At 48.0% G+C, this 25122-nt stretch carries 24 protein-coding genes, 1 other RNA gene and 1 other annotated feature; of the genes, 19 read left to right on the forward strand and 6 right to left on the reverse strand.

Annotated features, from left to right (window positions below; translation table 11 throughout):
- Positions 1–36 precede the first annotated feature (36 nt).
- The 5 genes from ACWJJ4_RS06710 to dtd all read left to right on the forward strand — a co-directional run bounded on the left by ACWJJ4_RS06710 (position 37) and on the right by dtd (position 6115).
- A complete protein-coding gene (locus ACWJJ4_RS06710) occupies positions 37–363 on the forward strand; it encodes a LapA family protein (RefSeq protein WP_003152709.1) in 327 nt (108 codons plus the stop codon).
- Between the two features lie 55 nt (positions 364–418).
- Positions 419–2779 (forward strand): single-stranded-DNA-specific exonuclease RecJ, encoded by a 2361-nt coding sequence (gene recJ / locus ACWJJ4_RS06715; RefSeq protein WP_454021521.1) that lies wholly within the window; start codon positions 419–421, stop codon positions 2777–2779.
- Between the two features lie 5 nt (positions 2780–2784).
- Positions 2785–3297 (forward strand): adenine phosphoribosyltransferase, encoded by a 513-nt coding sequence (locus ACWJJ4_RS06720; protein WP_003152714.1) that lies wholly within the window; start codon positions 2785–2787, stop codon positions 3295–3297.
- Between the two features lie 157 nt (positions 3298–3454).
- Complete coding sequence (gene relA, locus ACWJJ4_RS06725; protein ID WP_454021522.1) at positions 3455–5659, forward strand: GTP diphosphokinase; 2205 nt, start codon at positions 3455–3457, stop codon at positions 5657–5659.
- 12 nt (positions 5660–5671) lie between these two features.
- A complete protein-coding gene (gene dtd, locus ACWJJ4_RS06730) occupies positions 5672–6115 on the forward strand; it encodes a D-aminoacyl-tRNA deacylase (RefSeq protein WP_007408194.1) in 444 nt (147 codons plus the stop codon).
- A 26-nt stretch (positions 6116–6141) separates the two neighbouring features.
- Here dtd and ACWJJ4_RS06735 read toward each other — a convergent pair whose 3' ends face one another.
- Positions 6142–7704, reverse strand: a complete 1563-nt coding sequence (locus tag ACWJJ4_RS06735) for an SH3 domain-containing protein (RefSeq protein ID WP_367069099.1) — start codon at positions 7702–7704, stop codon at positions 6142–6144.
- A gap of 130 nt (positions 7705–7834) precedes the next feature.
- Here ACWJJ4_RS06735 and ACWJJ4_RS06740 point away from each other — a divergent pair, with 130 nt between their 5' ends.
- The 5 genes from ACWJJ4_RS06740 to ACWJJ4_RS06760 all read left to right on the forward strand — a co-directional run bounded on the left by ACWJJ4_RS06740 (position 7835) and on the right by ACWJJ4_RS06760 (position 12520).
- Positions 7835–8005, forward strand: a complete 171-nt coding sequence (locus ACWJJ4_RS06740) for a YrzK family protein (protein ID WP_003152722.1) — start codon at positions 7835–7837, stop codon at positions 8003–8005.
- A 60-nt stretch (positions 8006–8065) separates the two neighbouring features.
- Positions 8066–8298: a binding site (T-box leader), on the forward strand.
- Between the two features lie 63 nt (positions 8299–8361).
- On the forward strand, positions 8362–9636 hold the full coding sequence (gene hisS, locus ACWJJ4_RS06745) for a histidine--tRNA ligase (RefSeq protein ID WP_182069318.1): 1275 nt from the start codon (positions 8362–8364) through the stop codon (positions 9634–9636).
- 14 nt (positions 9637–9650) lie between these two features.
- Positions 9651–11429: an aspartate--tRNA ligase gene (gene aspS, locus ACWJJ4_RS06750; RefSeq protein ID WP_454021523.1), complete on the forward strand. Its 1779-nt coding sequence runs from the start codon at positions 9651–9653 to the stop codon at positions 11427–11429.
- A gap of 62 nt (positions 11430–11491) precedes the next feature.
- Positions 11492–11684, forward strand: a non-coding RNA gene (gene ssrS, locus ACWJJ4_RS06755) — 6S RNA.
- A gap of 71 nt (positions 11685–11755) precedes the next feature.
- Complete coding sequence (locus ACWJJ4_RS06760; RefSeq protein ID WP_094247701.1) at positions 11756–12520, forward strand: tRNA threonylcarbamoyladenosine dehydratase; 765 nt, start codon at positions 11756–11758, stop codon at positions 12518–12520.
- Between the two features lie 75 nt (positions 12521–12595).
- On the opposite strand, the gene ACWJJ4_RS06765 is transcribed toward ACWJJ4_RS06760, so the two are convergent.
- The gene (locus tag ACWJJ4_RS06765) at positions 12596–13864 is read right to left on the reverse strand and encodes a replication-associated recombination protein A (protein ID WP_003152729.1); all 1269 of its coding nucleotides are present in this window, start codon (positions 13862–13864) and stop codon (positions 12596–12598) included.
- A 194-nt stretch (positions 13865–14058) separates the two neighbouring features.
- Between ACWJJ4_RS06765 and cymR the strand changes: the two genes are divergently transcribed.
- The 8 genes from cymR to ACWJJ4_RS06805 all read left to right on the forward strand — a co-directional run bounded on the left by cymR (position 14059) and on the right by ACWJJ4_RS06805 (position 20824).
- Entirely contained in the window at positions 14059–14475 is a 417-nt protein-coding gene (gene cymR / locus ACWJJ4_RS06770; RefSeq protein WP_003152730.1) for a cysteine metabolism transcriptional regulator CymR, read from the forward strand.
- An 18-nt stretch (positions 14476–14493) separates the two neighbouring features.
- Positions 14494–15633 carry a cysteine desulfurase family protein gene (locus ACWJJ4_RS06775; protein ID WP_071391560.1) on the forward strand — a complete coding sequence of 380 codons (1140 nt, stop codon included), beginning with the start codon at positions 14494–14496 and terminating at the stop codon, positions 15631–15633.
- Positions 15634–15669: 36 nt separating this feature from the next.
- The gene (gene mnmA / locus ACWJJ4_RS06780; RefSeq protein WP_058906210.1) at positions 15670–16785 is read left to right on the forward strand and encodes a tRNA 2-thiouridine(34) synthase MnmA; all 1116 of its coding nucleotides are present in this window, start codon (positions 15670–15672) and stop codon (positions 16783–16785) included.
- 87 nt (positions 16786–16872) lie between these two features.
- A complete protein-coding gene (locus ACWJJ4_RS06785; RefSeq protein ID WP_094247928.1) occupies positions 16873–17493 on the forward strand; it encodes a tetratricopeptide repeat protein in 621 nt (206 codons plus the stop codon).
- An 18-nt stretch (positions 17494–17511) separates the two neighbouring features.
- The gene (gene recD2, locus ACWJJ4_RS06790; RefSeq protein ID WP_454021524.1) at positions 17512–19890 is read left to right on the forward strand and encodes an SF1B family DNA helicase RecD2; all 2379 of its coding nucleotides are present in this window, start codon (positions 17512–17514) and stop codon (positions 19888–19890) included.
- Positions 19891–20008: 118 nt separating this feature from the next.
- Entirely contained in the window at positions 20009–20467 is a 459-nt protein-coding gene (locus ACWJJ4_RS06795; protein ID WP_017418223.1) for a PRC-barrel domain-containing protein, read from the forward strand.
- Positions 20468–20479: 12 nt separating this feature from the next.
- On the forward strand, positions 20480–20671 hold the full coding sequence (locus ACWJJ4_RS06800) for a hypothetical protein (RefSeq protein ID WP_003152738.1): 192 nt from the start codon (positions 20480–20482) through the stop codon (positions 20669–20671).
- 21 nt (positions 20672–20692) lie between these two features.
- Entirely contained in the window at positions 20693–20824 is a 132-nt protein-coding gene (locus ACWJJ4_RS06805; protein ID WP_003152741.1) for a YrzQ family protein, read from the forward strand.
- Between the two features lie 35 nt (positions 20825–20859).
- Here the strand turns inward: ACWJJ4_RS06805 and ACWJJ4_RS06810 are convergent, their stop codons facing one another.
- Genes ACWJJ4_RS06810 through ACWJJ4_RS06825 form a run of 4 tightly spaced genes read right to left on the reverse strand, consistent with a single transcriptional unit; the run spans position 20860 to position 23818 of the window.
- Positions 20860–21516 carry an amino acid ABC transporter permease gene (locus tag ACWJJ4_RS06810; protein ID WP_058906207.1) on the reverse strand — a complete coding sequence of 219 codons (657 nt, stop codon included), beginning with the start codon at positions 21514–21516 and terminating at the stop codon, positions 20860–20862.
- An 18-nt stretch (positions 21517–21534) separates the two neighbouring features.
- On the reverse strand, positions 21535–22185 hold the full coding sequence (locus tag ACWJJ4_RS06815) for an amino acid ABC transporter permease (RefSeq protein WP_454021525.1): 651 nt from the start codon (positions 22183–22185) through the stop codon (positions 21535–21537).
- A 56-nt stretch (positions 22186–22241) separates the two neighbouring features.
- Positions 22242–23069: a transporter substrate-binding domain-containing protein gene (locus ACWJJ4_RS06820; RefSeq protein ID WP_007408208.1), complete on the reverse strand. Its 828-nt coding sequence runs from the start codon at positions 23067–23069 to the stop codon at positions 22242–22244.
- A 20-nt stretch (positions 23070–23089) separates the two neighbouring features.
- On the reverse strand, positions 23090–23818 hold the full coding sequence (locus ACWJJ4_RS06825) for an amino acid ABC transporter ATP-binding protein (protein WP_003152746.1): 729 nt from the start codon (positions 23816–23818) through the stop codon (positions 23090–23092).
- Positions 23819–24037: 219 nt separating this feature from the next.
- Between ACWJJ4_RS06825 and ACWJJ4_RS06830 the strand changes: the two genes are divergently transcribed.
- Complete coding sequence (locus tag ACWJJ4_RS06830) at positions 24038–25099, forward strand: AI-2E family transporter (protein WP_014305488.1); 1062 nt, start codon at positions 24038–24040, stop codon at positions 25097–25099.
- The last annotated feature ends 23 nt before the right edge of the window (positions 25100–25122 follow it).

Below are 25122 nucleotides of genomic sequence, written 5' to 3' on the forward strand. Positions count from 1 at the left end.
GGGAAAAGATAAGAATCAATAATTGGGGGCAGACGCATGAATAAACAATGGACTATTATATTTGCTTTACTATTTACTCTGATTGTCGCCATCTTTGCTGTCATTAACGTGCGGGCGGTTGAGGTTGATTATCTGTTCGGAACCGCTGAATGGCCGCTGATTTTAGTCATTTTAGGCTCTGTGTTAATGGGAGCGCTGATCGTGTTTTCAGCCGGTATATTTCAAGTGATGAAACTGAAGCGCGAAATTAAAATGCTGCGGAAAGAAAACAGATCCGCAGGTGAATTGACGGCTGATTCGGACGGCAAAAAAACAGCCGCGCCGCCGGAAGAAATGCTTGAAGAGAAAAAAGGATCAGAATAACATTTGAAACCCCTCAGTCCGCTCTAGTATAATAGGGTGGTTGAGGGGTGAATTTATGTTAGCGTCAAAAATGCGCTGGGAAATCCAGCAGCCGGATCAGGAAAAAGTCAAATCACTCACAGAACAATTGGACATAACACCTCTTGTGGCATCACTGCTTGTAAAAAGAGGTTTTGATACTGCCGAAAGCGCAAGGCTGTTTTTACATACAAAGGATGCAGACTTTTATGACCCGTATGAATTAAAGGGAATGCGGGAAGCAGTTGATCGGATAAAACTGGCGGTTTCTCAAGGGGAACCGATTATGATTTACGGAGATTACGATGCAGACGGCGTTACAAGCACGTCAGTGATGCTGACGGCACTCAGACAGCTGTCGGCGGACGTTGACTTTTATATTCCCGACCGTTTTACAGAAGGCTACGGCCCGAATGAACAAGCTTTCCGTTCCATAAAAGAGCGGGGATTTTCGCTGATCATTACAGTGGATACGGGAATCGCCGCCGTCCATGAAGCTGAAGTCGCAAAAGAGCTGGGCTTAGACGTCATTATTACCGACCACCATGAGCCGGGACCCGAGCTTCCTGACGTATTTGCGATCATCCACCCGAAGCAGCCGGGATGCGGCTATCCGTTTAAAGAATTAGCCGGCGTCGGTGTGGCGTTTAAGCTTGCCCACGCGCTTACGGGTTCTTTGCCGGAAGCTATGCTGGACTTGGCGGCAATCGGTACGGTTGCAGATCTGGTGCCTCTTCATGATGAAAACAGATTAATTGCGTCACTCGGAATTGAAAGGCTTCGGACGACAAATCGGCCGGGCCTCAAAGCTCTGATTAAGCTTTCCGGCGGAGATATCGGACAAGCTGATGAGGAAACGATCGGATTTCAGGTCGCACCGAGGCTCAATGCTGTCGGAAGAATAGAACAGGCCGATCCTGCCGTACACCTGCTGATGACTGAAGATCAGTTTGAAGCGGAGGAACTGGCTTCGGATATTGACGGGCTGAATAAAGAGCGGCAGAAAATGGTGAAAACCATGACCGAAGAGGCTGTTGAAATGGTTCAGCAGCAAGGCGGAAACCAGTCTGCCATTGTAGTGGCAAAAGCCGGCTGGAATCCGGGCGTCGTCGGTATTGTCGCATCGAAGCTGGCTGAACGTTTTTACCGGCCCGCTGTTGTGCTTGGGATAGATGAGGAGCAGGGAATCGCCAAAGGGTCGGCGCGAAGCATCAGAGGCTTCAACCTTTTTACGAGCCTTTCACAGTGCAGAGACATTCTTCCTCATTTTGGCGGGCATCCGATGGCGGCCGGAATGACGTTGAAGGCTGAAGATGTGGCGGAATTAAGGGACAGGCTGAATCAAATGGCTGAAGAAACCCTTACGGAAGAGGATTTTATTCCCGTTCAGGAGGTTGATCTTGTCTGCGGCGTTGAAGACATAACCGTTGAAAGCATTACAGAATTGAATATGCTGTCGCCGTTCGGCATGCTTAACCCTAAACCGCATGTGATGGTGAAAAATGCCGTGCTTGATGATGTGCGCCTGATCGGAGCGAATAAAAACCACGTAAAAATGACGGTGAAAAGTGATTCCGCCGTCCTTGACTGCGTCGGCTTTAACAAAGGAGAGCTGGAAGCCGGAGTTGTTCCCGGATCAACGATTTCCATTGTCGGCGAGATGTCCATTAATGAATGGAACAACAGAAAGAAGCCCCAGCTGATGATTAAAGATGCTGCGGTGCCGGAATGGCAGCTTTTTGATATCCGGGGCAAGCGGACGTGGGAAGACACGGTCACCGCGCTGCCGAAGGAAAAACGGGTGCTCATCTGCTTTAACGAAAAAACCGCTCAGAAGCTCCGTGAAAAAGAGCTGTCGGGCGAGCTTGCCGAGATCACTTCGGAATCCGAGGCGGAAGTTCTCCAGCTTGACGGAAAATATGCCGTTTTTCTGGATGTGCCGCCGTCAGCGGATCGCCTGCAGCATTTGCTTGACGGAAAGAAGCCGGAACGGATTTATTTTGTTTTTATCAATCATGAAGAACATTTCCTGTCCTCATTTCCATCGCGGAATGATTTCAAGTGGTTTTACGCATTTCTCTTGAAAAGGGGCGCTTTTGACTTCGGCAAGCATGGTTCAGAGCTTGCGAGACACAGAGGATGGTCAATTGACACAATCAATTTTATGACAAAGGTGTTTTTTGATCTCGGTTTTGTTAAAATAGAAGATGGTGTGCTGTCTGTCGTGAGCGGCGCGAAAAAACGCGACCTGGCAGATTCGCAAACCTATCAGGTAAAACAGCAGCTGATGGAATTAGACCAGAAGCTCAATTATTCCGCAGCCCATGAGCTGAAGGAATGGCTGAATAAGCTGATGAACCAAGGTTCAGAGGCTTATGAAAGTACGAGGAGGACATAGAACAGATGGATCTTAAAAAATACGTAACAATTGTGCCCGATTACCCGAAAGAAGGCGTACAATTTAAAGATATTACGACATTGATGGACAAAGGCGACGTATACCGTTACGCCACTGACCAGATTGTTGAATATGCAAAAGAAAAAGAAATTGATTTAGTTGTCGGGCCTGAAGCGCGCGGCTTTATTATCGGCTGTCCGGTTGCATACGCGCTCGGAGTCGGTTTTGCCCCGGTTCGGAAAGAAGGAAAACTTCCGCGTGAGGTCATTAAAGTCGATTACGGTTTGGAGTACGGAAAAGACGTACTGACGATTCATAAAGATGCGATCCTGCCGGGACAGCGCGTGCTGATTACTGATGACTTGCTTGCAACAGGCGGCACGATCGAAGCAACGATTAAGCTAGTCGAAGAACTGGGCGGCGTCGTAGCCGGTATTGCATTCTTAATCGAGCTTTCTTACCTTGACGGCAGAGACAAGCTTGACGATTACGATATTTTAACATTAATGAAATATTAACCGCATATGGAAAAAAGCACTCGTGTCAGGGTGCTTTTTTCCTATTATTTCATCATCCTGACAGATTCTTTAGGTGTTTTGAACTTCTGCCCTTTACATCTCTCGTTTTTTTCTTGATAATAAACTAATACAGTTTACATTTAAAAAAGGTGATTCCATGGCGAACGAACAAGTATTGACTGCCGAGCAAGTAATAGATAAAGCGCGCACTTATCTGCCGGAGGAGCAGATTGCGTTTGTTGAGAAAGCTTACCTGTATGCGCAAGACGCGCATCGCGAACAGTACCGCAAATCAGGTGAGCCGTACATCATTCATCCGATTCAGGTGGCGGGGATCCTCGTCGATCTGGAAATGGACCCTTCCACAATTGCGGGCGGATTTCTGCATGATGTGGTGGAGGACACGGATGTCACCCTCGACGACCTGAAGGAAGCATTTACTGAAGAAGTGGCGATGCTTGTCGACGGCGTGACGAAGCTCGGTAAAATTAAGTATAAATCTCAAGAGGAGCAGCAGGCGGAAAACCATCGAAAAATGTTTGTCGCTATGGCTCAGGATATCAGAGTCATATTGATCAAGCTGGCGGATCGCCTTCACAATATGCGGACGTTAAAGCATCTTCCGCAGGAAAAGCAGCGGAGAATTTCAAATGAGACGCTGGAGATTTTCGCTCCGCTGGCCCATCGGCTCGGGATTTCTAAGATCAAATGGGAGCTGGAAGACACCGCTCTCCGTTATTTGAATCCTCAGCAATATTACAGAATCGTCAACCTCATGAAGAAAAAGCGCGCGGAACGCGAACTTTATGTCGAAGAGGTTGTCAATGAAGTGAAAAAACGCGTTGAAGAAGTGAATATTAAAGCGGACTTTTCAGGACGTCCGAAGCACATCTACAGCATTTACCGCAAGATGGCGCTGCAAAATAAACAGTTCAATGAAATATATGATCTGCTCGCCGTCCGTATTCTTGTCGGAAGCATTAAAGACTGCTACGCCGTACTCGGCATTATTCATACGTGCTGGAAGCCGATGCCGGGCAGATTCAAAGATTATATTGCGATGCCTAAGCCGAATATGTATCAGTCTCTGCATACGACCGTAATCGGGCCTAAAGGCGATCCGCTGGAAGTGCAGATCAGAACGTTTGAGATGCATGAGATCGCTGAATACGGGGTGGCCGCACACTGGGCATATAAAGAAGGCAAGGCTGCAAACGAAGAAGCGACATTTGAGAAAAAACTGTCCTGGTTCCGTGAAATTCTGGAATTCCAAAACGAGTCTACCGATGCGGAAGAATTTATGGAATCGCTGAAAATCGATCTGTTTTCTGACATGGTATACGTATTTACGCCAAAAGGCGATGTCATTGAACTGCCGTCAGGCTCTGTGCCGATTGATTTTTCCTACAGGATCCATTCGGAGATCGGCAACAAAACAATCGGGGCGAAAGTGAACGGAAAAATGGTGACGCTTGACCATAAGCTCCGGACGGGCGACATCGTCGAGATTCTGACGTCCAAGCATTCTTACGGTCCAAGCCAAGACTGGGTCAAACTGGCGCAGACGTCACAGGCGAAACACAAAATCCGCCAATTCTTTAAGAAACAGCGCCGTGAAGAAAACGTTGAAAAAGGCCGTGAGCTTGTCGAGAAAGAAATTAAAAATCTTGATTTTGAAGTGAAAGATGTTTTAACACTCGAAAATCTTCAAAAAGTTGCCGACAAGTTCAATTTCTCAAATGAAGAGGATATGTACGCGGCGGTCGGATATAACGGCATTACCGCTCTTCAGGTGGCCAACAGGCTCACCGAAAAAGAACGGAAGCTGCGTGACCAGGAAGAGCAGGAAAAAATCGTTCAGGAAGTCACTTCCGAGCCGAAACATTATCCGCAAGGGAGAAAACGGGAAGCGGGTGTGCGCGTAAAAGGCATTGACAACCTTCTCGTCCGCTTGTCGAAATGCTGCAACCCGGTGCCGGGCGACCATATTGTCGGTTTTATTACAAAAGGGCGCGGTGTATCCGTTCACCGGGATGACTGTCCGAACGTCAAAACGAATGAAGCGCAGGAACGTTTGATCCCCGTTGAATGGGAGCATGAATCACAGGTTCAAAGGCGCAAAGAATATAACGTTGAGATTGAGATTTTGGGGTATGACCGTCTCGGGCTTTTAAATGAGGTGCTCCAAGCCGTAAATGAAACGAAAACCAACATCTCCTCTGTCTCCGGCAAATCCGACCGCAATAAAGTCGCTACGATTCATATGGCGATTTTTATTCAAAACATCAATCATCTGCACAAAGTGGTCGAGCGGATTAAACAGATCAGAGACATCTATTCAGTCCGCCGGGTAATGAACTAAAAGGAGCTTGCTATGAAATTAGTTGTTCAGCGTGTAACAGAAGCGAGTGTGACGGTTGACGGCGCTGTCGCCGGCCGGATCGGACCCGGTATTATGGCGCTTGTCGGCATCACTCATGAAGATACAGAAGAAGATGCCGCTTACTTGGCGGATAAAATCGTGAATCTTCGGATTTTTGATGATGAAAGCGGCAAGATGAATTTATCGCTTTTGGATACGGGCGGGGAGATTTTATCCGTTTCCCAGTTTACGCTTTACGGCGAAACGAAGAAAGGGAGACGCCCGAATTTTATGAATGCGGCTAAACCGGATCAGGCTGTGCTCCTTTATGAAAAGTGGAACGAACTCCTTCGGGAAAAAGGAGTCAAAGTGGAAACCGGAATATTCGGAGCCATGATGGATGTTCAGCTGACGAATTCCGGGCCGATTACATTGATTATGGATTCTAAACAATAAAAAAGCTGCCGTTCGGCAGCTTTTTTTTATGATTGAAAATAATGTTCCAATCCGCTTTCAATTCCGTCTGTCACTTTTTCCTGGTAAGAGCCGCTATGTATGATTGTTTCTTCTTGCGGTTGACTGAGATAGCCGAGCTCATACAGCATGGCAGGCCGTTTATTTTCCCTCAGGACGTAATAATCGCCAAACAGAACGCCGCGATCCGGGATAGGGGAACGCTTCACTACTTCAGAATGGACGTCTGAGGCAAGCTGGCGGTCCTTAGACGGACTGTAATAATAAGCCGTGCTTCCCCGCGTTGACGTATCGGCATAGCTGTCATAGTGAATGCTGATAAAGGCATCCGCATTCCGGTAATGAGAGGTTGAAACCCTGGCCTGCAGGCTGATAAATGTATCATCCTGTCTGGTGATATACACGTTTGCACCGGCCGCTCTCAATTTTTGGGCCAGCAGCTTAGCGGTTTTAATCGTTACGTTTTTTTCAAACTTTCCGGAGTAGCCGATCGTTCCGCTGTCTTTTCCTCCGTGTCCGGGATCAACGACGATCGTTTTGTTTTTAAGTGAGCCGCTGCCGCCTGACGTGTTGGGAGAAGGTGCTTCGCCTGTTTCCTCACCGCTTTTTGACGTTTGTACGACCCAGTTTGCCACATATGCGGTTTGTCCGTTTTCAAGCCGGACTTCATACCATTTGCCGCTTGAGCCGACAATCGGGTAGGCTGCGCCTTTATCTGCTCTTTTTACGATAGAAGCGGAAGTCGAGGCCGAGTTCCTTAAGTTGGTGCCGCCGTACACAATATACGCTTTTTTCGAGGAGCTTGAGCCCGCAGAACCGTCTCCCGAGCCGGATGCGCTGTCCGATGAGTCAGAATCCTTTATGATGTAGTGGCTTGCTGCCCAGCCTTTTTGCCCGTTTGCTTCAATTTTCAGCCAGCCGTGGTCTTCACTTAAGATGGAAACCTTTGTTCCGCGTGATAATTTAGTCATAATCGCTGAATCATGTGATGCTGCACTTCTGACATTCAATGAAGAAACGCCGACCGTCCCGTTTTTTGACCCGCTTCGGGCCGAAGTTGCTTTCGTATTCGATCCGCCGCTGTCCGCGGTGACGTATTCGGAAGAAACCCACCCGGTTGTGCCTTGATAAGAAATGTTCACCCATCCGCTGTTCTTGTCCAGCACGGATGCATGCGCGCCTTGCGGAAGTTTGCCGATGACTTCATACGATGTCCCCGGGCCTTTTCTGATGCGGAGGTCAGGATCGGTGGAAGTGACCGTTCCGCTTGTTGCGGATGAATTGTCTGCTCCCCCGGCTGTTTTTGATATCAGCCAGGAAACGACCCATCCGGTTTTACCGGGGCTCAGCTGAAGCTGTACCCAGTCTCCCTCTTCTTTAGTGATCGGGTATCTTTCCCCTTTTTTTACTTCAGCCTTTATTCCGTAGCTCAGGCCGGGACCGCCTCTGACATTGATCTTGTCTGTCGCGATGACCGCTTCTCCCTCTGCGGCGATTGCGGTGTGAAATGACGGAAGAAGCGCTGTGATGATGACGCCGCATAAAATAAGAGCAAGAGTTCTCTTCTTCATGGCTGTCCTCCTTTCTGAACTAACTAAAATACATTCTTGTATAATATCGTATTTTCCTTGCTGAATGTTAAATAAAAATAAAATGGTTTGTTTATACTAGTCATAAATACAGCGAAAAGGTGTGCAAATCATGAAATATCAACCAAAAATGGGACGCGCGCTGCACGATGCGGAAGGAAATCTGCACTTCAGTGATCAGAGCGATAGAGAAAAGGCGGGTTTTCTTGAAGAGACGGCGACGGAGTTCGGTCTCTTATCGAAAGAAGCGGTCGCAAGGAAAAACAGACGGAATAAAACTTGACAGGGGAGTGCAATCCCATTATTATAATAGAAATTGATGTACATAAGTCATGATAACGATTTTGAACCGATAATGGAGAAGAGTAGGTCAGAATGCATGGAGAAGAGAGGAACCGTCCCGGGCTGAAAGCGGATCCGCACTGCATCTTTCTCGAAACAACACTCCGGAGGTTCCCTGCTGAACGCTTTTGCAAGTCATTAGGCAGCGGACGTGAACCTGCGTTAAAGGTCAGAGCGGGGATGCTTCGGCATTCCAACTAGGGTGGCACCACGGGTATAACTCTCGTCCCTACTATACATGTATAGTAGGAGCGGGAGTTTTTTTATTTGAAGAAAGACATTAAGGAGGCCTGTAACATGGCATATCACATTCCAAGAGGCACACAGGACATACTGCCGGGTGAATCAGACAGATGGCAGTTCGTCGAACAAATTATGAGGGAGACGTGCCGCACTTATCAATATAAAGAAATCCGCACGCCGATCTTCGAGCATACGGAATTATTCGCAAGAGGCGTCGGTGAGTCTACAGATATCGTGCAGAAAGAAATGTACACGTTTGAAGACCGTAAAGGGAGAAGCCTGACGCTTCGGCCGGAAGGAACAGCCGCCGCAGTCCGCGCGTTCAATGAAAATAAATTATTTGCGAACCCGGTGCAGCCGACGAAGCTTTATTATGTCGGACCGATGTTCCGTTACGAACGTCCGCAGACAGGGCGTTTCCGCCAATTTTATCAATTCGGAATTGAAGCGATCGGCTCCAAAGATCCGGCCGTGGATGCAGAAGTCATTGCGCTTGCGATGAGTATTTACCGTAAAGCCGGTTTGAAACATGTCAAGCTTGTGCTGAACAGCCTTGGTGACCAGGAGAGCCGCAAATCCTACCGGGAAGCGCTCGTCAAACATTTTGAACCGCGCATCGGAGAGTTTTGCTCAGACTGCCAGTCGCGCCTGCACACAAATCCGCTCAGAATTCTTGACTGCAAGAAAGACAGAGAACATGAACTGATGAAAACGGCTCCGTCCATTCTTGATTACTTAAATGAAGAATCAGCCGCTTATTTTGAGAAGGTAAAACAATACTTAAACGGTCTTGGCATCCCGTTCGAAATAGATCCGAACCTTGTCAGAGGGCTTGATTATTATAACCATACCGCTTTTGAAATTATGAGCAATGCCGAAGGATTCGGAGCGATTACAACCCTTGCCGGCGGGGGCCGCTATGACGGGCTTGTTGAACAGATCGGCGGACCTGAAGCGCCGGGTATCGGATTTGCGATGAGCATCGAACGTCTGCTGGCAGCCATTGACGCTGAGAAAACAGAGCTTCCCGTCAATCAGGGGATCGACTGCTACATCGTGACGCTCGGAGAAAAAGCGAAGGATTATTCCGTTTCCCTCGTGTACAAACTGAGAGAAGCGGGCATCTCAAGTGAAATCGATTATGAAAATAAAAAGATGAAGGGCCAATTCAAAACGGCTGACCGTCTCGGCGCACGTTTTATTGCGATTTTAGGGGAAGATGAGCTTGCTCAAAATAAAATCAATGTAAAAGATGCGGAAACAGGAGAGCAGCGTGAAGTGGTGTTAGACGAGCTGATACAAGTGTTAAAGGCAGATCAAAAGCAGTGAAGGAGAGGAACGCTATGTTTGGAAGAACATATTATTGTGGCGAGATAACTGAAAAAGCGATTGGCGAAACCGTCAAACTGAAAGGGTGGGTGCAGAAACGGCGCGATCTCGGCGGCTTGATTTTCATTGATTTGCGGGACCGCTCGGGTATTGTGCAAGTCGTGTTCAACCCTGACGTATCGAAGGAAGCCCTTGCCGCAGCGGAAGCAATCAGAAACGAATATGTGCTTGATATCGAAGGCACGGTTTCTGCCCGTGAAGAAGGCACGGTGAATCCCAACCTGAAAACCGGTAAAATTGAAATCAAAGCTGAAGCGGTGACGGTGCTCAGTACGGCGAAAACGCCTCCGTTTCCGATCAGTGATCAGGCGGCTGACGTTTCTGAAGACGTCCGGTTAAAACACCGCTATTTGGATCTGCGCCGCCCGGCGATGTTTCAAACATTGCAAATGCGCCATCAAGTCACAAAATCCATCCGCCATTTCTTGGATGAAAACGGATTTCTTGATATTGAAACACCGATTTTAACAAAAAGTTCTCCCGAAGGCGCCCGTGATTACTTAGTGCCGAGCCGGGTGCATGAAGGGGAATTTTACGCCCTTCCGCAATCGCCGCAGATTTTTAAACAGCTTCTGATGGTGTCGGGCTTTGAACGGTATTATCAAGTGGCCCGCTGCTTCCGCGATGAAGACTTGCGTGCCGACCGCCAGCCGGAATTTACGCAGATTGATATTGAAATGTCCTTTATGAGTCAAGAGGACATCATGGCTCTGGCGGAAGAGATGATGGCGAAAGTCATGCTTGAAACAAAAGGTGTTGAAGTACCGCTGCCGCTTCCGCGAATGAAATATGAAGAAGCGATGAACAGCTACGGTTCCGACAAACCCGATACCCGCTTTGGCATGCTGCTGACGGACGTGTCAGACATAGTGAAAGATACTGAATTTAAGGTGTTCTCATCAGCCGTGGCAAACGGAGGCGTTGTAAAAGCGATCAATGTCAAAGGCGCTGCCGGCGACTATTCCAGAAAAGATATCGATGCGCTCGGCGTTTTTGCCGGAAATTACGGCGCGAAAGGTCTCGCTTGGGTGAAAGTTGAAGCTGACGGCGTAAAAGGCCCGATTGCGAAATTCTTTGATGAAGAGAAGCAGGCAAAACTGGCTGAAGCGCTGGATGCTTCTGAAGGCGATCTGCTCCTGTTCGGCGCTGATAAGTTTGAGGTTGTGGCTCAATCCCTCGGCGCGCTTCGCTTAAAACTAGGCAGAGAACGCGGCCTGATTGACGAAAGCCTCTTCAACTTCCTGTGGGTTGTGGACTGGCCGTTACTGGAGCATGACGAGGAAGAAGGCCGTTTCTATGCGGCTCACCATCCGTTTACAATGCCTGTCCGTGAAGATCTTGACCTGATTGAAACGGCGCCTGAAGATATGAAAGCGCAGGCTTACGACCTTGTCTTAAACGGCTATGAACTCGGCGGAGGCTCAATCCGTATTTTTGAAAAAGACGTTCAGGAAAAAATGTTCGGGCTTCTCGGCTTTACAAAAGAAGAAGCGGAGGAGGAGTTCGGATACCTTCTTGAAGCCTTTGAATACGGCGCCCCTCCGCACGGCGGAATCGCGCTCGGCTTAGACCGGTTGGTTATGCTTCTTGCAGGCCGCACTAACTTAAGAGATACGATCGCTTTCCCGAAAACGGCAAGCGCAAGCTGCCTTCTTACGGAAGCGCCCGGCGAAGTGAGCGACGCCCAGCTTGAAGAACTTCACCTTTCTGTCAAAAGAAAAGTGAAACAGTAAAGATCGGCAGTTTGTTTCTTGAAAATCAAAATCTGCTGTGATATGATTTTGACAAGTTAAATAAAGTCCTGATGTGTTAGTTGTACACCTAGTTTTGACCGAACATTTTTTTGATTTGGGAGCCCGCATTTTTAAATGGCGTACATGCCTCTTTTCATTCGCTAAAGAGGACTTACAAGATTTAAAAAAGGGCACCCACCTGCTGAGAGCGGGTTCAAAACGAAGGAAAGCTGCAACGGCACAATTGGGACTTTATTTTTTGTGCGCTAAAACCAGCGGCTTTCTGACAAGCCGAGTTTATAAAACCAGAATGTGGAGTGAGTCTCTTGTTACATCAGTTTTCCAGAAATGAGCTAGCGATTGGAAAAGAAGGGCTGGACACGTTAAGAAACAGCACGGTTGCCGTTCTCGGCGTCGGCGGAGTCGGTTCATTCGCAGCCGAAGCATTGGCGAGGTCCGGAGTGGGGCGGATCGTGCTTGTCGATAAAGATGATGTTGACATTACAAATGTAAACCGCCAGCTGCATGCGCTATTGTCGACGGTGGGACAGCCGAAAACAGAATTGATGAAAGAGCGGATCGCTGATATTAATCCGGATTGTGACGTCGTCGCCTTAAAAATGTTTTATACAGAAGAGACGTATGAGCAGTTCTTTGAGTATCCGCTTGATTACGTCATTGACGCGTCGGATACGATTCATTATAAAATTCATCTGATGAAAGAATGTCTGAAACGGAATGTTCCGCTGATTTCAAGCATGGGAGCGGCGAATAAAACAGACCCGACACGCTTTCAGATTGCTGACATTTCAAAAACCCATACTGATCCGATTGCCAAAGTCGTCCGCACAAGGCTTCGTAAAGAGGGCATTAAAAAAGGCATACAGGTCATTTTTTCTGATGAAAGCCCGATCGTCATCCGTGAAGACGTCAGAAAAGAAGTCGGGAATGATGAAGCGAAAATCCGCAAAGCGCAAATGCCGCCGTCTTCCAACGCCTGGGTTCCGTCAGTGGGCGGTCTGATTATGGGCGGACATGTTGTCATGGAGCTCTTAAAGGACATCGACATTAAACGGGTTAAAGATAAGTAAAAAGAAAAACAGCCTTCTTCAGGAAAGGCTGTTTTTTTATTTGAATCCGCCGTTTACACGAAAGATCTTGTCCGGTTATTTTTTCTGCTTCATCAGTTTTTCATACACTTGCTTTATGGCGGCTTCAAATTTCCCCGTTTGTTTCGGTTTATAGTATTGCTTGTTTTTTAACGGATCGGGCAAATATTGCTGTTCGACCCATCCGTTCTCGAAATCGTGAGGATATTGATAGCCGATCCCGCGTCCGAGCTCTTGGGCCCCTTTATAGTGAGCGTCTTTTAAATGTTTCGGCACATCGCCGATTTTACCAGTCCTGATGTCTTTGAGCGCCTCATCAACGGCTGAGATGGCGGAGTTTGATTTTGGCGAGAGGCATAATTCGATTACCGCATTGGCCAGCGGAATTCTCGCTTCCGGAAAGCCGATCCGTTCTGCGGTCTGAATCGCGCTCAGCACCCGGGGGCCTGCCTGCGGGCTTGCGAGGCCGATATCTTCATAGGCGATCACGAGAAGTCTTCTTGATATGCTTTCAAGGTCTCCGGCTTCGATCAGACGGGCCAGATAATGAAGGGCGGCGTTTGCATCCGAGCCCCGGATCGATTTTTGGAACGCGGATAAGACGTCATAATGCGCATCGCCGTTTTTATCATGGGTATAGCTTTTTTTCTGCAGACATTCCTCCGCCGTTTCCCGTGTAATCCGGATCGTGCCGTCGCTTGATTCCTTTGTGGAGAGCACGGCAAGCTCCAGTGCGTTCAAAGCGGAGCGGACGTCTCCTCCGCATCCTTGTGCGAAATGATCCATCGCGTCGTCGTCCACCGAAACGCTGTAGGAACCGAGTCCCCGGTGTTCATCTGTGAGCGCTCTTTTCAATGCCTGCTTGATCAGGTCGGGTGTTAACGGTTCAAGCTCAAATATCTGGGTTCGGCTTCTGATGGCCGGGTTAATGGCATGATAAGGATTGGCGGTCGTCGCGCCGATTAAAATAATCATGCCGTTTTCTAAATAGGGCAGCAGAAAATCCTGCTTTCCCTTATCAAGCCTGTGCACTTCATCAAGGATTAAAATGACCTGACCTGACATTTTCGCTTCCTGTACGACAATCTCCATGTCTTTTTTATTATGAATGACGGCATTCAATTTCCTGAATGCGATGCTTGTCGATCCTGCGATCGCTGTGGCGATGGACGTTTTTCCGATGCCCGGCGGTCCGTACAGGATCATGGATGATAAGTGCTTCGCACGCACCATTCTGCCGATGATTTTATCTTCTTTGACCAAATGTTCCTGGCCGATAATGTCTTCGATATTGGCAGGCCGCATCCGATATGCCAATGGTTTCATGAACATCTCTCCTTACATATACAGGGTAACGGAAAACGGCCGATTAGAAAAGCGAATTGCGGCGGGCCCCGTGTTTCAATGAAAATTAGGATAAGTTATGTTATAATAACAGTTGGTCTATAAGATACTAAACAGATTATTCATATCCATTTACTTGTATAAATTAACAATTAGAATTGACTGGGGTGTTCATATTGAAAATATCGACAAAGGGAAGATACGGGCTCACCATTATGATTGAATTGGCGAAAAAGCATGGAGACGGTCCGACGTCGCTCAAAAGCATCGCCCAAACAAACAGCCTTTCTGAGCATTACTTGGAACAGCTTGTATCACCGCTCAGAAACGCCGGACTCGTAAAAAGCATCAGAGGCGCTTACGGGGGTTACGTGCTCGGGGGCCAGCCTGAAGAGATAACGGCCGGAGATATTATCAGAGTGCTGGAAGGGCCGATCAGCCCGGTAGAAGTGCTTGAGGATGAAGAGCCTGCCAAGCGGGAGTTATGGATCCGCATCCGCGACGCTGTAAAAGACGTGCTGGACAGCACGACGTTAGAAGACCTTGCGAGCTACACGGACGGCGAGCAGGAAGCTTATATGTTCTATATTTAAACCAGAGGTGTAAAGACAATGGAACGGATTTATTTAGATCATGCCGCGACTTCCCCGATGGATGAACGTGTGCTCGAAGAAATGAAGCCCCATTTCTTCGGCAGTTTCGGCAACCCGTCAAGCATTCATTCATTCGGGAGAGAATCCCGGAAATGGGTCGATGAAGCGAGAGCGGACATCGCGCGCGAAATCAGTGCGAAAGAACAGGAAATTATTTTCACAAGCGGCGGCACGGAGGCTGATAATTTAGCGATTTTCGGAACGGCTGCCGCCCGGAAGAATGAAGGAAAGCATATCATTACGACCGCTGTTGAGCATCATGCTGTATTGCACGCCTGCGAAAAGCTGGAAGAAGACGGCTTTGAGGTGACATACCTCATCCCCGGCCCTTCAGGACGGATCAGTGCAAATCAGGTGAAAGAAGCGCTCCGTGATGATACAATCCTTGTTACCGTCATGTATGGCAATAACGAAGTCGGAACCATTCAGCCGATTGACGAAATCGGAGAGCTGTTAAGCGGGCATCAGGCCTATTTTCACACAGATGCCGTCCAGGCATTCGGTTATATGCCGATTGATGTGAAAAAAAGCAGAATTGACATGCTGTCTGTTTCCGGTCACAAGCTTAACGGGCCTAAAGGGACAGGCTTTTTATATGTAAATCAAGAGGTGAAGCTGTCACCGATTCTTCTTGGGGGAGAGCAGGAACGAAAGCGCCGCGCGGGGACGGAAAATGTACCGGGCATCGCCGGCTTAAAAGAAGCGGTCGTCCTTTCAAACCGTGAGAGGGAAGAGAAAACAGCGAAGTATAAGGAGTTTAAGAACATCATCATGAGCACGCTGGAAGAAGCCGGCGTCACAGCGGAGGTGAACGGAGATGCCGAGAAATGCCTGCCTCATATTTTAAACCTTTACTTTCCCGGTGTGCCGGTGGAAGCGCTGCTGGTCAATCTTGACATGGAAGGCATTGCCGTCTCCAGCGGATCTGCTTGTACAGCGGGATCCGTTCTTCCGTCCCATGTGCTTACGGCCATGTTCGGAAGTGAGAGCGGCAGGCTGACTTCGTCAATCCGCCTCAGCTTCGGCCTCGGCAATACGGCGGAACAAATCGAAACAGCCGCCGAAAAGCTTGCCGCCGTCGTTAAACGGCTTGCTTAAAACAGCGGACTTATGTTTTTAATGGAGTGAATGCAAATGGAAAAACGGCCGGAGGATACAAGAGTCGTAGTCGGCATGTCCGGCGGCGTGGACTCTTCCGTGGCGGCCCTTCTGCTGAAGGAGCAGGGCTACGATGTAATCGGAATCTTTATGAAAAACTGGGATGATACAGACGAAAACGGTTTTTGCACGGCGACGGAAGATTATGAAGACGTCATCCGGGTCTGCAACCAGATCGGAATTCCGTATTATGCCGTCAATTTTGAGAAGCAATATTGGGAAAAGGTATTTCAATATTTCCTTGATGAATATAAAGCCGGAAGAACCCCCAATCCGGATGTCATGTGCAATAAAGAAATTAAGTTTAAGGCTTTCTTGGATCATGCTCTGTCACTCGGCGCGGATTATCTTGCGACGGGCCATTACGCCCGCGTGGATAGAAGCGCAGGTACAGTGCGCATGCTCCGCGGTCTGGATGAAAACAAGGACCAGACTTATTTTCTGAATCAGCTCAATCAGGAACAGCTCAGCAAAGTCATGTTCCCGATCGGTGATCTGCAAAAAAGCCGCGTGCGGGAAATCGCCAAAGAAGCGGAACTTGCGACAGCTGCGAAAAAAGACAGCACGGGAATCTGTTTTATCGGCGAACGCAACTTCAAAACGTTTCTCAGCCAATATCTCCCCGCTCAGCCGGGCGATATGATGACAATGGACGGAGAAATAAAAGGGCGTCATGACGGTCTGATGTATTATACAATCGGACAGCGCCACGGTCTTGGAATCGGCGGAAGCGGCGAGCCGTGGTTCGCCGTCGGTAAAGATCTTGAAAAAAACATTCTGTATGTTGATCAAGGATTCCATAATCCGCTTCTGTATTCCGATAAGATCACGGCGACAAATGTCAGCTGGACGCGTCCCGGTCTGATGGACAGCGGCGAAATGACATGCACGGCGAAATTCCGCTACCGTCAGGAAGATCACAAAGTAACGGTGAAAATGACGGGTGATGATGAAGCGGAAATCATTTTTGACGGGCAGGTACGCGCCGTTACGCCGGGACAAGCCGTCGTTTTTTATGACGGAGAAGAGTGCCTCGGCGGCGGAACGATAGATGACGTTTATAAAGACGGAACAAAACTGTGGTACGTATAACACATGTAAAAAACCTCAACTCGCATGTTGGGGTTTTTTAGCGAAAGGAAGTTAAAAATGGATTATAATAAAATCGGGATTGACGCCATGCAGGAGGGCGATTTTGAAAAAGCGGCAGAGGCTTTTACGAAAGCGATTGAGGAAAACGGCCAAGACCCGGTGCCGTACATCAACTTCGCAAATCTGCTTTCTTCTGTGAACGAACTCGAACGGGCGCTTGCATTCTATAACAGAGCGCTTGAATTGGACAATTCGGCGGCAGCCGCTTATTACGGTGCGGGAAACGTATATGTGATGAAAGAATCGTTTTCCGAAGCGAAGGATATGTTTGAAAAAGCGCTTCGCTCCGGAATGGAAAACGGAGATTTGTTTTATATGCTGGGGACCGTTCTCGTTAAATTAGAGCGGACGAAGCTTGCACTGCCGTATTTGCAGCGTGCCGTTGAATTAAACGAAAATGACACGGAAGCGCGCTTCCAGTTCGGAATGTGTCTCGCAAATGAAGAAATGCTGGATGAAGCTCTTGCGCAGTTTGAGACGGTGATCGAGCAGGATCCGGGCCACGCGGACGCATTTTATAATGCCGGGGTCGCTTACGCGTACAAAGAAAATCGTGAAAAGGCGCTTGAGATGCTGGAAGGCGCAATCGGCATACAGCCTGATCATATGCTTGCGCTTCATGCGAAACAGCTTATCACCCAGTCATAACAAAAGGAGGGAAGGCTCGTGGATAAGCTGAACATCGAAGAACAGCCGTATGTAAAAGGCGTCATTCATACGGTCATTTATCATAATGACACCAACCTGTATACAGTGCTGAAAGTCAAGGTTGCAGAAACGTCTGAGGCGATCGAAGACAAGGTCGTATCCGTAACGGGCTACTTCCCTCTGCTGCAAGAAGATGAGACCTACACATTTTACGGAAAAACCGCCACGCATCCTAAGTTCGGCCTGCAATTTCAGGCTGAACACTTTAAAAAAGAAATTCCGACCACAAAAGAAGGGATCATTCACTATTTATCAAGTGATCTGTTTGAAGGAATCGGAAAAAAAACGGCGGAAGAAATCGTCAAAAAGCTTGGAGACGGCGCGCTCAATAAAATTCTGGCTGATGCATCGGTGCTTTATGATGTGCCGAAAATGTCAAAAAAGAAAGCGGACAAACTGGCGGGAGAGCTGCAGCGGCATCAGGGTCTTGAGCAGATTATGATCTCTCTGAACCAATACGGTTTCGGGCCCCAGCTATCCATGAAAATATATCAGGCCTACGAAACGGAAACCTTGGAGAAAATTCAGGAAAATCCTTATCAGCTTGTAAAAGACGTTGAAGGCATCGGCTTTGTGAAAGCTGACGAGCTGGGCGGAAAAATGGGTCTGTCAGGAAACCACCCGGAGCGGATCAAAGCGGCAATCTTATATACGATTGAATCGACCTGTCTTTCAGAGGGCCATACGTACATAGAGACAAAGCAGCTGATTATCAATACGCAAACGCTCCTGAATCAGTCAGCTGAAGGCGGCCGCGTCACGGAGATGGATGCGGCTGACGGCATCATCGCCCTCGGGGAGAGTAAGGATATCGTCATTGAAGGAGAGCGCTGCTATTTTCCGTCCTTGTTTTACGCCGAACAAAACGTCGCAAAACGCGTGCTCGACATTGCGGCCCAGACGGAGTATGCCGATCAGTTTCCTGAATCGGAATTTCTTCTTGCGCTCGGTGAACTGGAAGAACGGATGAATGTTCAATACGCACCAAGCCAAAAGGATGCCATTCAAAAAGCGCTGTCCTCGCCGATGCTTTTACTGACCGGAGGACCGGGAACGGGGAAAACGACCGTTATTAAAGGAATCGTGGAATTATACAGTGAACTGCACGGCGTATCCCTTGACCCTGGTGATTATAAAAAAGATGAAGCATTTCCGGTGCTGCTTGCCGCGCCGACCGGAAGAGCCGCAAAACGAATGAGCGAATCTACGGGTCTGCCGGCTGTTACGATTCACAGGCTGCTTGGCTGGAATGGCGCTGAAGGCTTTACCTACAATGAAGATCAGCCGATTGAAGGGAAACTGATCATTATAGACGAAGCGAGTATGCTCGATATTTGGCTCGCCAGCCATTTGTTTAAGGCGCTTCCTAAGCACATTCAGCTCATTATAGTCGGTGATGAAGACCAGCTTCCTTCAGTAGGACCGGGGCAGGTGCTCAGAGACCTTTTGGCTTCTGAGGTGCTGCCGACCGTGCGCCTGACAGATATTTACCGTCAGGCTGAAGGATCATCCATTGTGGAACTTGCCCATGATATGAAAAAAGGGCTGCTTCCAAAGGGGCTGACCGCGCCGACAAAGGACCGCTCATTTATCCGCTGTAATTCTTCACAGATTAAAGAAGTCGTGGACCAGGTCGTCTCGAACGCGTTAAAAAAGGGGTATACCTCCAGAGATATTCAAGTGCTTGCCCCGATGTACAGGGGAAAAGCGGGAATTAACGAGCTGAACATGCTTCTTCAGGACATCATGAATCCGCCGAAAGAAAAAAGGCGGGAGCTGAAATTCGGGGATGTCGTCTACAGGACGGGCGATAAAATATTGCAGCTTGTCAACCAGCCGGAAAACAATGTGTTTAACGGCGATATCGGCGAAATCGTGTCCATTTTTTATGCCAAAGAAAATACGGAAAAAGAAGACATGGTCGTCGTCTCGTTTGACGGCAACGAAATCACCTTTACGAAAAAGGATTTCAGCCAGTTTACCCACGCTTACTGCTGTTCCATTCATAAGTCGCAGGGAAGCGAATTCCCGATTGTCGTCCTGCCTGTCGTCAAAGGCTACTATCGAATGCTCAGGAGAAATCTGCTTTATACGGCCATTACAAGAGCGAAAAAATTCCTGATTCTTTGCGGAGAAGAAGAAGCGCTTGAATGGGGCGTCAAAAACAATGATGCCACCGTCAGACAGACGTCGCTTAAAAACAGGCTCACAGAGCAGACTGAAGAGATGGATGCAGAACTGGCCGCCCTGCAAAAAGAGCTGCCGTTCAGTGTATACGATGCGAACATCGGAATGGAAGGCATCACGCCTTTTGACTTTATGGAAGAAAAAGCGTAAATAAAACCCGGCGTATGTTTATGCGCCGGGTTTTCGCCTGTGGAAGTCATTTCAAAGTATGCTGCCCGGCTTCTTGGCAAAACCTATACGTGTTCAACAAAAGGTGGTTGATCACACTTTGAGAACATGCCATGCAGCTGAAGGACGAACAGTATATGACGAAAACACCGGGCGCAGTCTCGGAATGATATCGGATGTATGTTTCTCTCTGGACGGCCGGTTTCTCGGTTTCGTGCTGGAGCAGAAACGCTTGTTTCACAACCGCCATCTTTTTTTAGGGGCAAGTGATATAAAAGAGATGGATCAAGAAGCCGTAGCTGCCGGTCATGCTCATTTGCAGCCTTTGCCGAAGAGCTGTTTCACCTTTGAACAGATTAAAATGCAGCCGGTGAAATCGCCTGATGGTGAAATGTTCGGTTTGCTGGAAGATGTATACTTTTGTTTGGACAGGGGCATAATCGTAGCATATGAACTCTCGGACGGCTTCTTTTCAGATCTGGCTGGCAGACGCCAAGTGCGCCGCGCCGCCGATACGCTTATTGAAGCGGGGAAAGAAGGCATCGTCCTGAACGGATAAGAGGTGTAGTCTGTGCTTGTATGTCCGAACTGCAAAAGTAAAGATATCGGCAAAATCGGCGTAAACCAATACTATTGCTGGGGCTGCTTCATTGAGCTGACGGTGGCCAAAGGCAAAATTGCGACACATCAAGTAGAGGAAGACGGCACGTTAAGCAGTCTTGATGATTTGTTTTCTGAAGACGAACGCAGTATCAATTTTTAAAGTTGAAAGGAGATACGCGCGATGGGCAGAACAATGACCTCTCTGTTGGCTTTAGGAGCTGGAGCCGTTATGTATCGTATGGCTTCTCAGTCCGATATGCTGAATAAAAAAGGTATGAAACGGATGAGAAGACGAGTCATGAAAATGTTTTAAGCGGAAAAAAGGATACTTCTCCGGAAGTATCCTTTTTACGTTTGTCTCGCTTCCAGCCGTCTGGCTGCGAGAGACAGGCTGTAATTGACCGCGAAATACATCAGGGCCGCCAGCAGAAAGATCGGGAAAAAATACCCCCCGTCAGCGCTTTGTCCGTTTAAAATCTGCGCGTTATGAATCAGTTCGGGCAGAGCGATGACGACCGCAAGTGACGTATCCTTTAATAAGGAGATAAACTGGCTCACAATCGGAGGAACCATACGCCTGAGCGCCTGCGGCATGACGACGAGAAAAAGAGTCTGCGTGTACGTCAGTCCTGAAGAACGCGCCGCTTCAATCTGTCCTTTGTCAACGGATTGCAAACCGCTTCTGATAATTTCTGACAGCATGGCCGATTCAAAAATCGTCAGCGCCGTGATGGCGGCAGCGGTAATTTCCAGTTTGATCCCGATTTCCGGAAGGGCAAAAAACGTAAAGAAAATGATTAATAACAGCGGCAGGTTGCGGATGGTTTCCACAATGGCCCCTATAATGCCCGAGACGATAGGAATTTTCGCATAGCGCAAAGTGCCGGCGGCAAGCCCGAAAATAAAACTCAGGACAATGGAGATCAGCGCAACATAAAGTGTGACCAAAAAGCCGTCCCATAAAAACAGCAGATGGTCAGGTGTATAGGCGCCGCTAAAATCCATGTTTTTCACTCTCCTTCTCTAATAACTCTTTCCGAGACGTCTTTCCAAATAGTGAACCCCGATGCTGAGCGGGATCGTTAATATCAAATAAAAAAGCGCGACGAAAATATAGACATCAAACACGACAAGAGTGCTCGAGGACACGAGATCCGCCTGATACATCAAATCGAGTCCCGCCACCACTCCGAGTATTGATGAGTTTTTGACAAGGTTGAGAAATTGGTTTCCGAGCGGGGGAATGACGATTTTTACGGCCTGAGGAAGAATGATATATCTCATCGCCTGACTGTAGGTGAAGCCTGACGATCTGGCCGCTTCCATCTGCCCTTTGGGGACAGTCTGAATTCCGGCTCTGATGGCTTCTGCGATAAAGGCGGACGTGTAAATCGTAAGCGCAATCGTTCCCGCCTGAAAGCCGTCCAGTCTCAGCCCGGCGTTCGGAAGTCCGAAATAAAAAACGAATGTGATGAGGAGAAGCGGGATGTTCCGGATAAATTCCACATACGCAGCGCCGATCCATTGAAGGGGTTTGAAAGCCGTGATTCTCATGACTGCGATCAGAACGCCCAGCGCAAAGCTGCCTGCCAGCGCGATGAAGCTCGCAAACAATGTGTGCAGGAAACCGTCTATATACATATCGAAGTTTTCCGTTAAAATTGAAAAGTTCATCTATGTCACTCCTTATAAAACGGGGATGAGCATGCCTGCTCATCCCGCGATCCTTTCTATTTTGCCGGTTCTTCTTTAATCCATTTTTTATAGATTTTTTCGTACCTGCCGTCGGCTTTCATTTTTTTCAAAGAGGCGTTGATTTCCTTGATGAGTCCGGATTGGCCTTTTTTGACGGCGATTCCGTAAGGTTCATCGGTGAAGGTCTCGCCTGTCAGCTGATATTGTTTATTTTCATCCGCCATGCCGTATAAAATCGCATTATCGGTTGTGAGCGCATCTCCCTGTCCCGCTTTAAGCGCAGTAAACGCTTCGGCGTAATTTTCAAATTCCAGCACTGAGGCGTCAGGCGCTTTTTCCCTGATGTTCTGTGAGGAAGTGGAGCCTTTTACCGCCAATACTTTTGAGCCTTTTCCCAGGTCTTCGGTGCTTTTGATGCTGCTTCCTTTTTTGACGAGCAGGGATTGCCCGGCTTCAAAATAAACATCTGAGAAATCAACTTCTTTTTTCCGCTCATCCGTTATCGTCATCGTGGCGGTGATGGCGTCGATATCTCCGTTTTGCAGCATCGGAATTCTCGTTTTTGACGTCACTTCTTTAAATTCCGCTTTCTTCTCATCCCCCAGAATATCTTTTGCGAGCTGTTTTGAGATATCAATATCGAAGCCTTCAATATCACCGGAGCTTGGGTTTTTCAGCCCGAATAACCTCGTATCGGTTTTGACGCCGAAGATGATTTTGTCTCTGTCTTTAATAGAGGCTAACGTGTCTTTTCCCGTTCCTTTTGAATCCCCGGACGTTTCTTTCCCTCCGCAGGCTGCCAGCATAAAGACGGCCAGCAGTGATATCAATCCGAATGACAACCATTTTGTTACGCGTGACATAAGCGCTCCTCCGTTTCTTTTCAGTGATTTAAAATACGGCTTAAGAATAAACGCGCCCTCTCTTCACGGGGGCTTTCGTAAAATTCAGCCGGTGCAGCTTCTTCTAAGATGGATCCGCCGTCGATAAACACGATGCGGTCCGCCACTTCTTTTGCGAATCCCATTTCATGTGTGACGACTGCCATGGTCATGCCTTCCTTTGCGAGTGTTTTCATGACATCCAGCACTTCCCCTATCATTTCCGGATCAAGCGCGGATGTGGGTTCATCAAACAGCATAATCTCGGGCTTCATCGCAAGCCCCCTGGCGATGGCGACACGCTGCTGCTGGCCGCCGGAAAGCTGTGAAGGATAAGCGTCCGCTTTGTCCGGTATACCGACTTTTTTCAAATAGTATAAGGCCGTTTCCTTTGCTTCTTCTTTTGATTGCTTGAGCACTTTGATCGGTGCGAGCATGATGTTTTGCAGAACGGTTTTGTGCGGGTACAGATGAAAATGCTGAAACACCATGCCGATATTCCGGCGGACCTGATTGATATCCGTTTTCTTGTCACGGATGGAGACGCCGTTTACCGTTAAGGCGCCTCCATCAACTGTTTCCAGCTGATTAATGCAGCGGAGAAGCGTGCTTTTTCCCGATCCTGAAGGTCCGATGATAACGACGACTTCCCCTTTTTTAATGTGCAGATTAATGTTTTTCAGCACGTGGAAATGTCCGTAGTGCTTATTTACATCCTGAAATGAAATCATGGCCATCCTCCTTAAAAAAACATGAGTCATATTGACTGGACAGTTTTGAAATCCTTTAACACATTACGATGGTTATACAGACTTTTATGAATATTAGTTAGACTATTTCGTAATTTCTGATAATTATTTCCGTCAAGAGGTCTGCGTCATAAGGCGGAGTTTATGAATCGGGAATAATTCCGGCTTTCTGTCAAAAGATAAAGCAAGAGGTGAAACGTCATGCTTCAAAAACCGCTGCAGCTCTTAATGTGGACGGCTGTATGTCTGCTCGTTTTGTTAACAGTGTATGTCTTTTGCATGCTCGATATGTTATGGTCTCCCATTTGGCTTGTTATAAAATCTCTCTTTATTCCTATATTCATCGCAGTATTTATTGCTTATCTTTTACTTCCGATTACTGAATGGCTTCATAGAAAAGGGATGCCTAGAACTTTAAGCCTGCTTCTGATTTATTGCCTGTTTTTCGGCGGAATCGGCTGGGGGGTTTATAAAGGGGTTCCTGTTTTAATTGAACAGCTGCAGGATCTGTCTGAGAGCATTCCCGGTCTGGCCGAAAACTACAACAGCATGCTGAGGCATCTGCATAATCACACGGATCATTGGCCTGACGGCATGCACCATCGGATGGACAAAATGATTCAGCAGACAGAAACGTTTCTTGCCGGCACGATTGAAAGCACGATCAGAAGCATCCGTTTCGTGCTTGATTATATCCTGATCGCGGCGACGATTCCTTTTCTCGTGTTCTATATGGTGAAGGATATAGACGTTATGAAAAAGACGGTCTGGTATTTGACGCCGAAATCCTGGAGAAAAAGGGGGAGTGAATTTCTGCGGGATGTGGACGACTCTCTCGGTGATTACATCCGCGGTCAGCTTCTCGTTTGTTTTTTGCTCGGGTTCATAGCCGGCGTTTCATTTTGGCTGTTCGGGCTTCCTTACCCGCTGATTTTGGGCCTTGCCATCGGGATTACGAATGTCATCCCGTATTTCGGTCCGTTTATCGGCGCTGTGCCGGCGCTGCTCCTTTCGCTGGCGATTTCCTCCAAAGCTGTGATCATCGTAATCGTCACGATTTTTATTCTTCAATTTATAGAAGGAAACATTTTGAGCCCGCTCATTGTCGGACGAAGTCTCAGGATGCACCCCGTCGTGATCATGCTTGCGCTTCTTGCCGGAGGGGAGCTCGCGGGCATTCCCGGCATGATTCTCGCTGTTCCGGCGGCAGCCGTTTTAAAAGTGACGGCCATTCACTTTTTGCGGATCAGGACGGAACATTGACATTCGGGTTCTGCTTGTCTATA

The organism is Bacillus sp. JK62 (genome assembly GCF_053663455.1).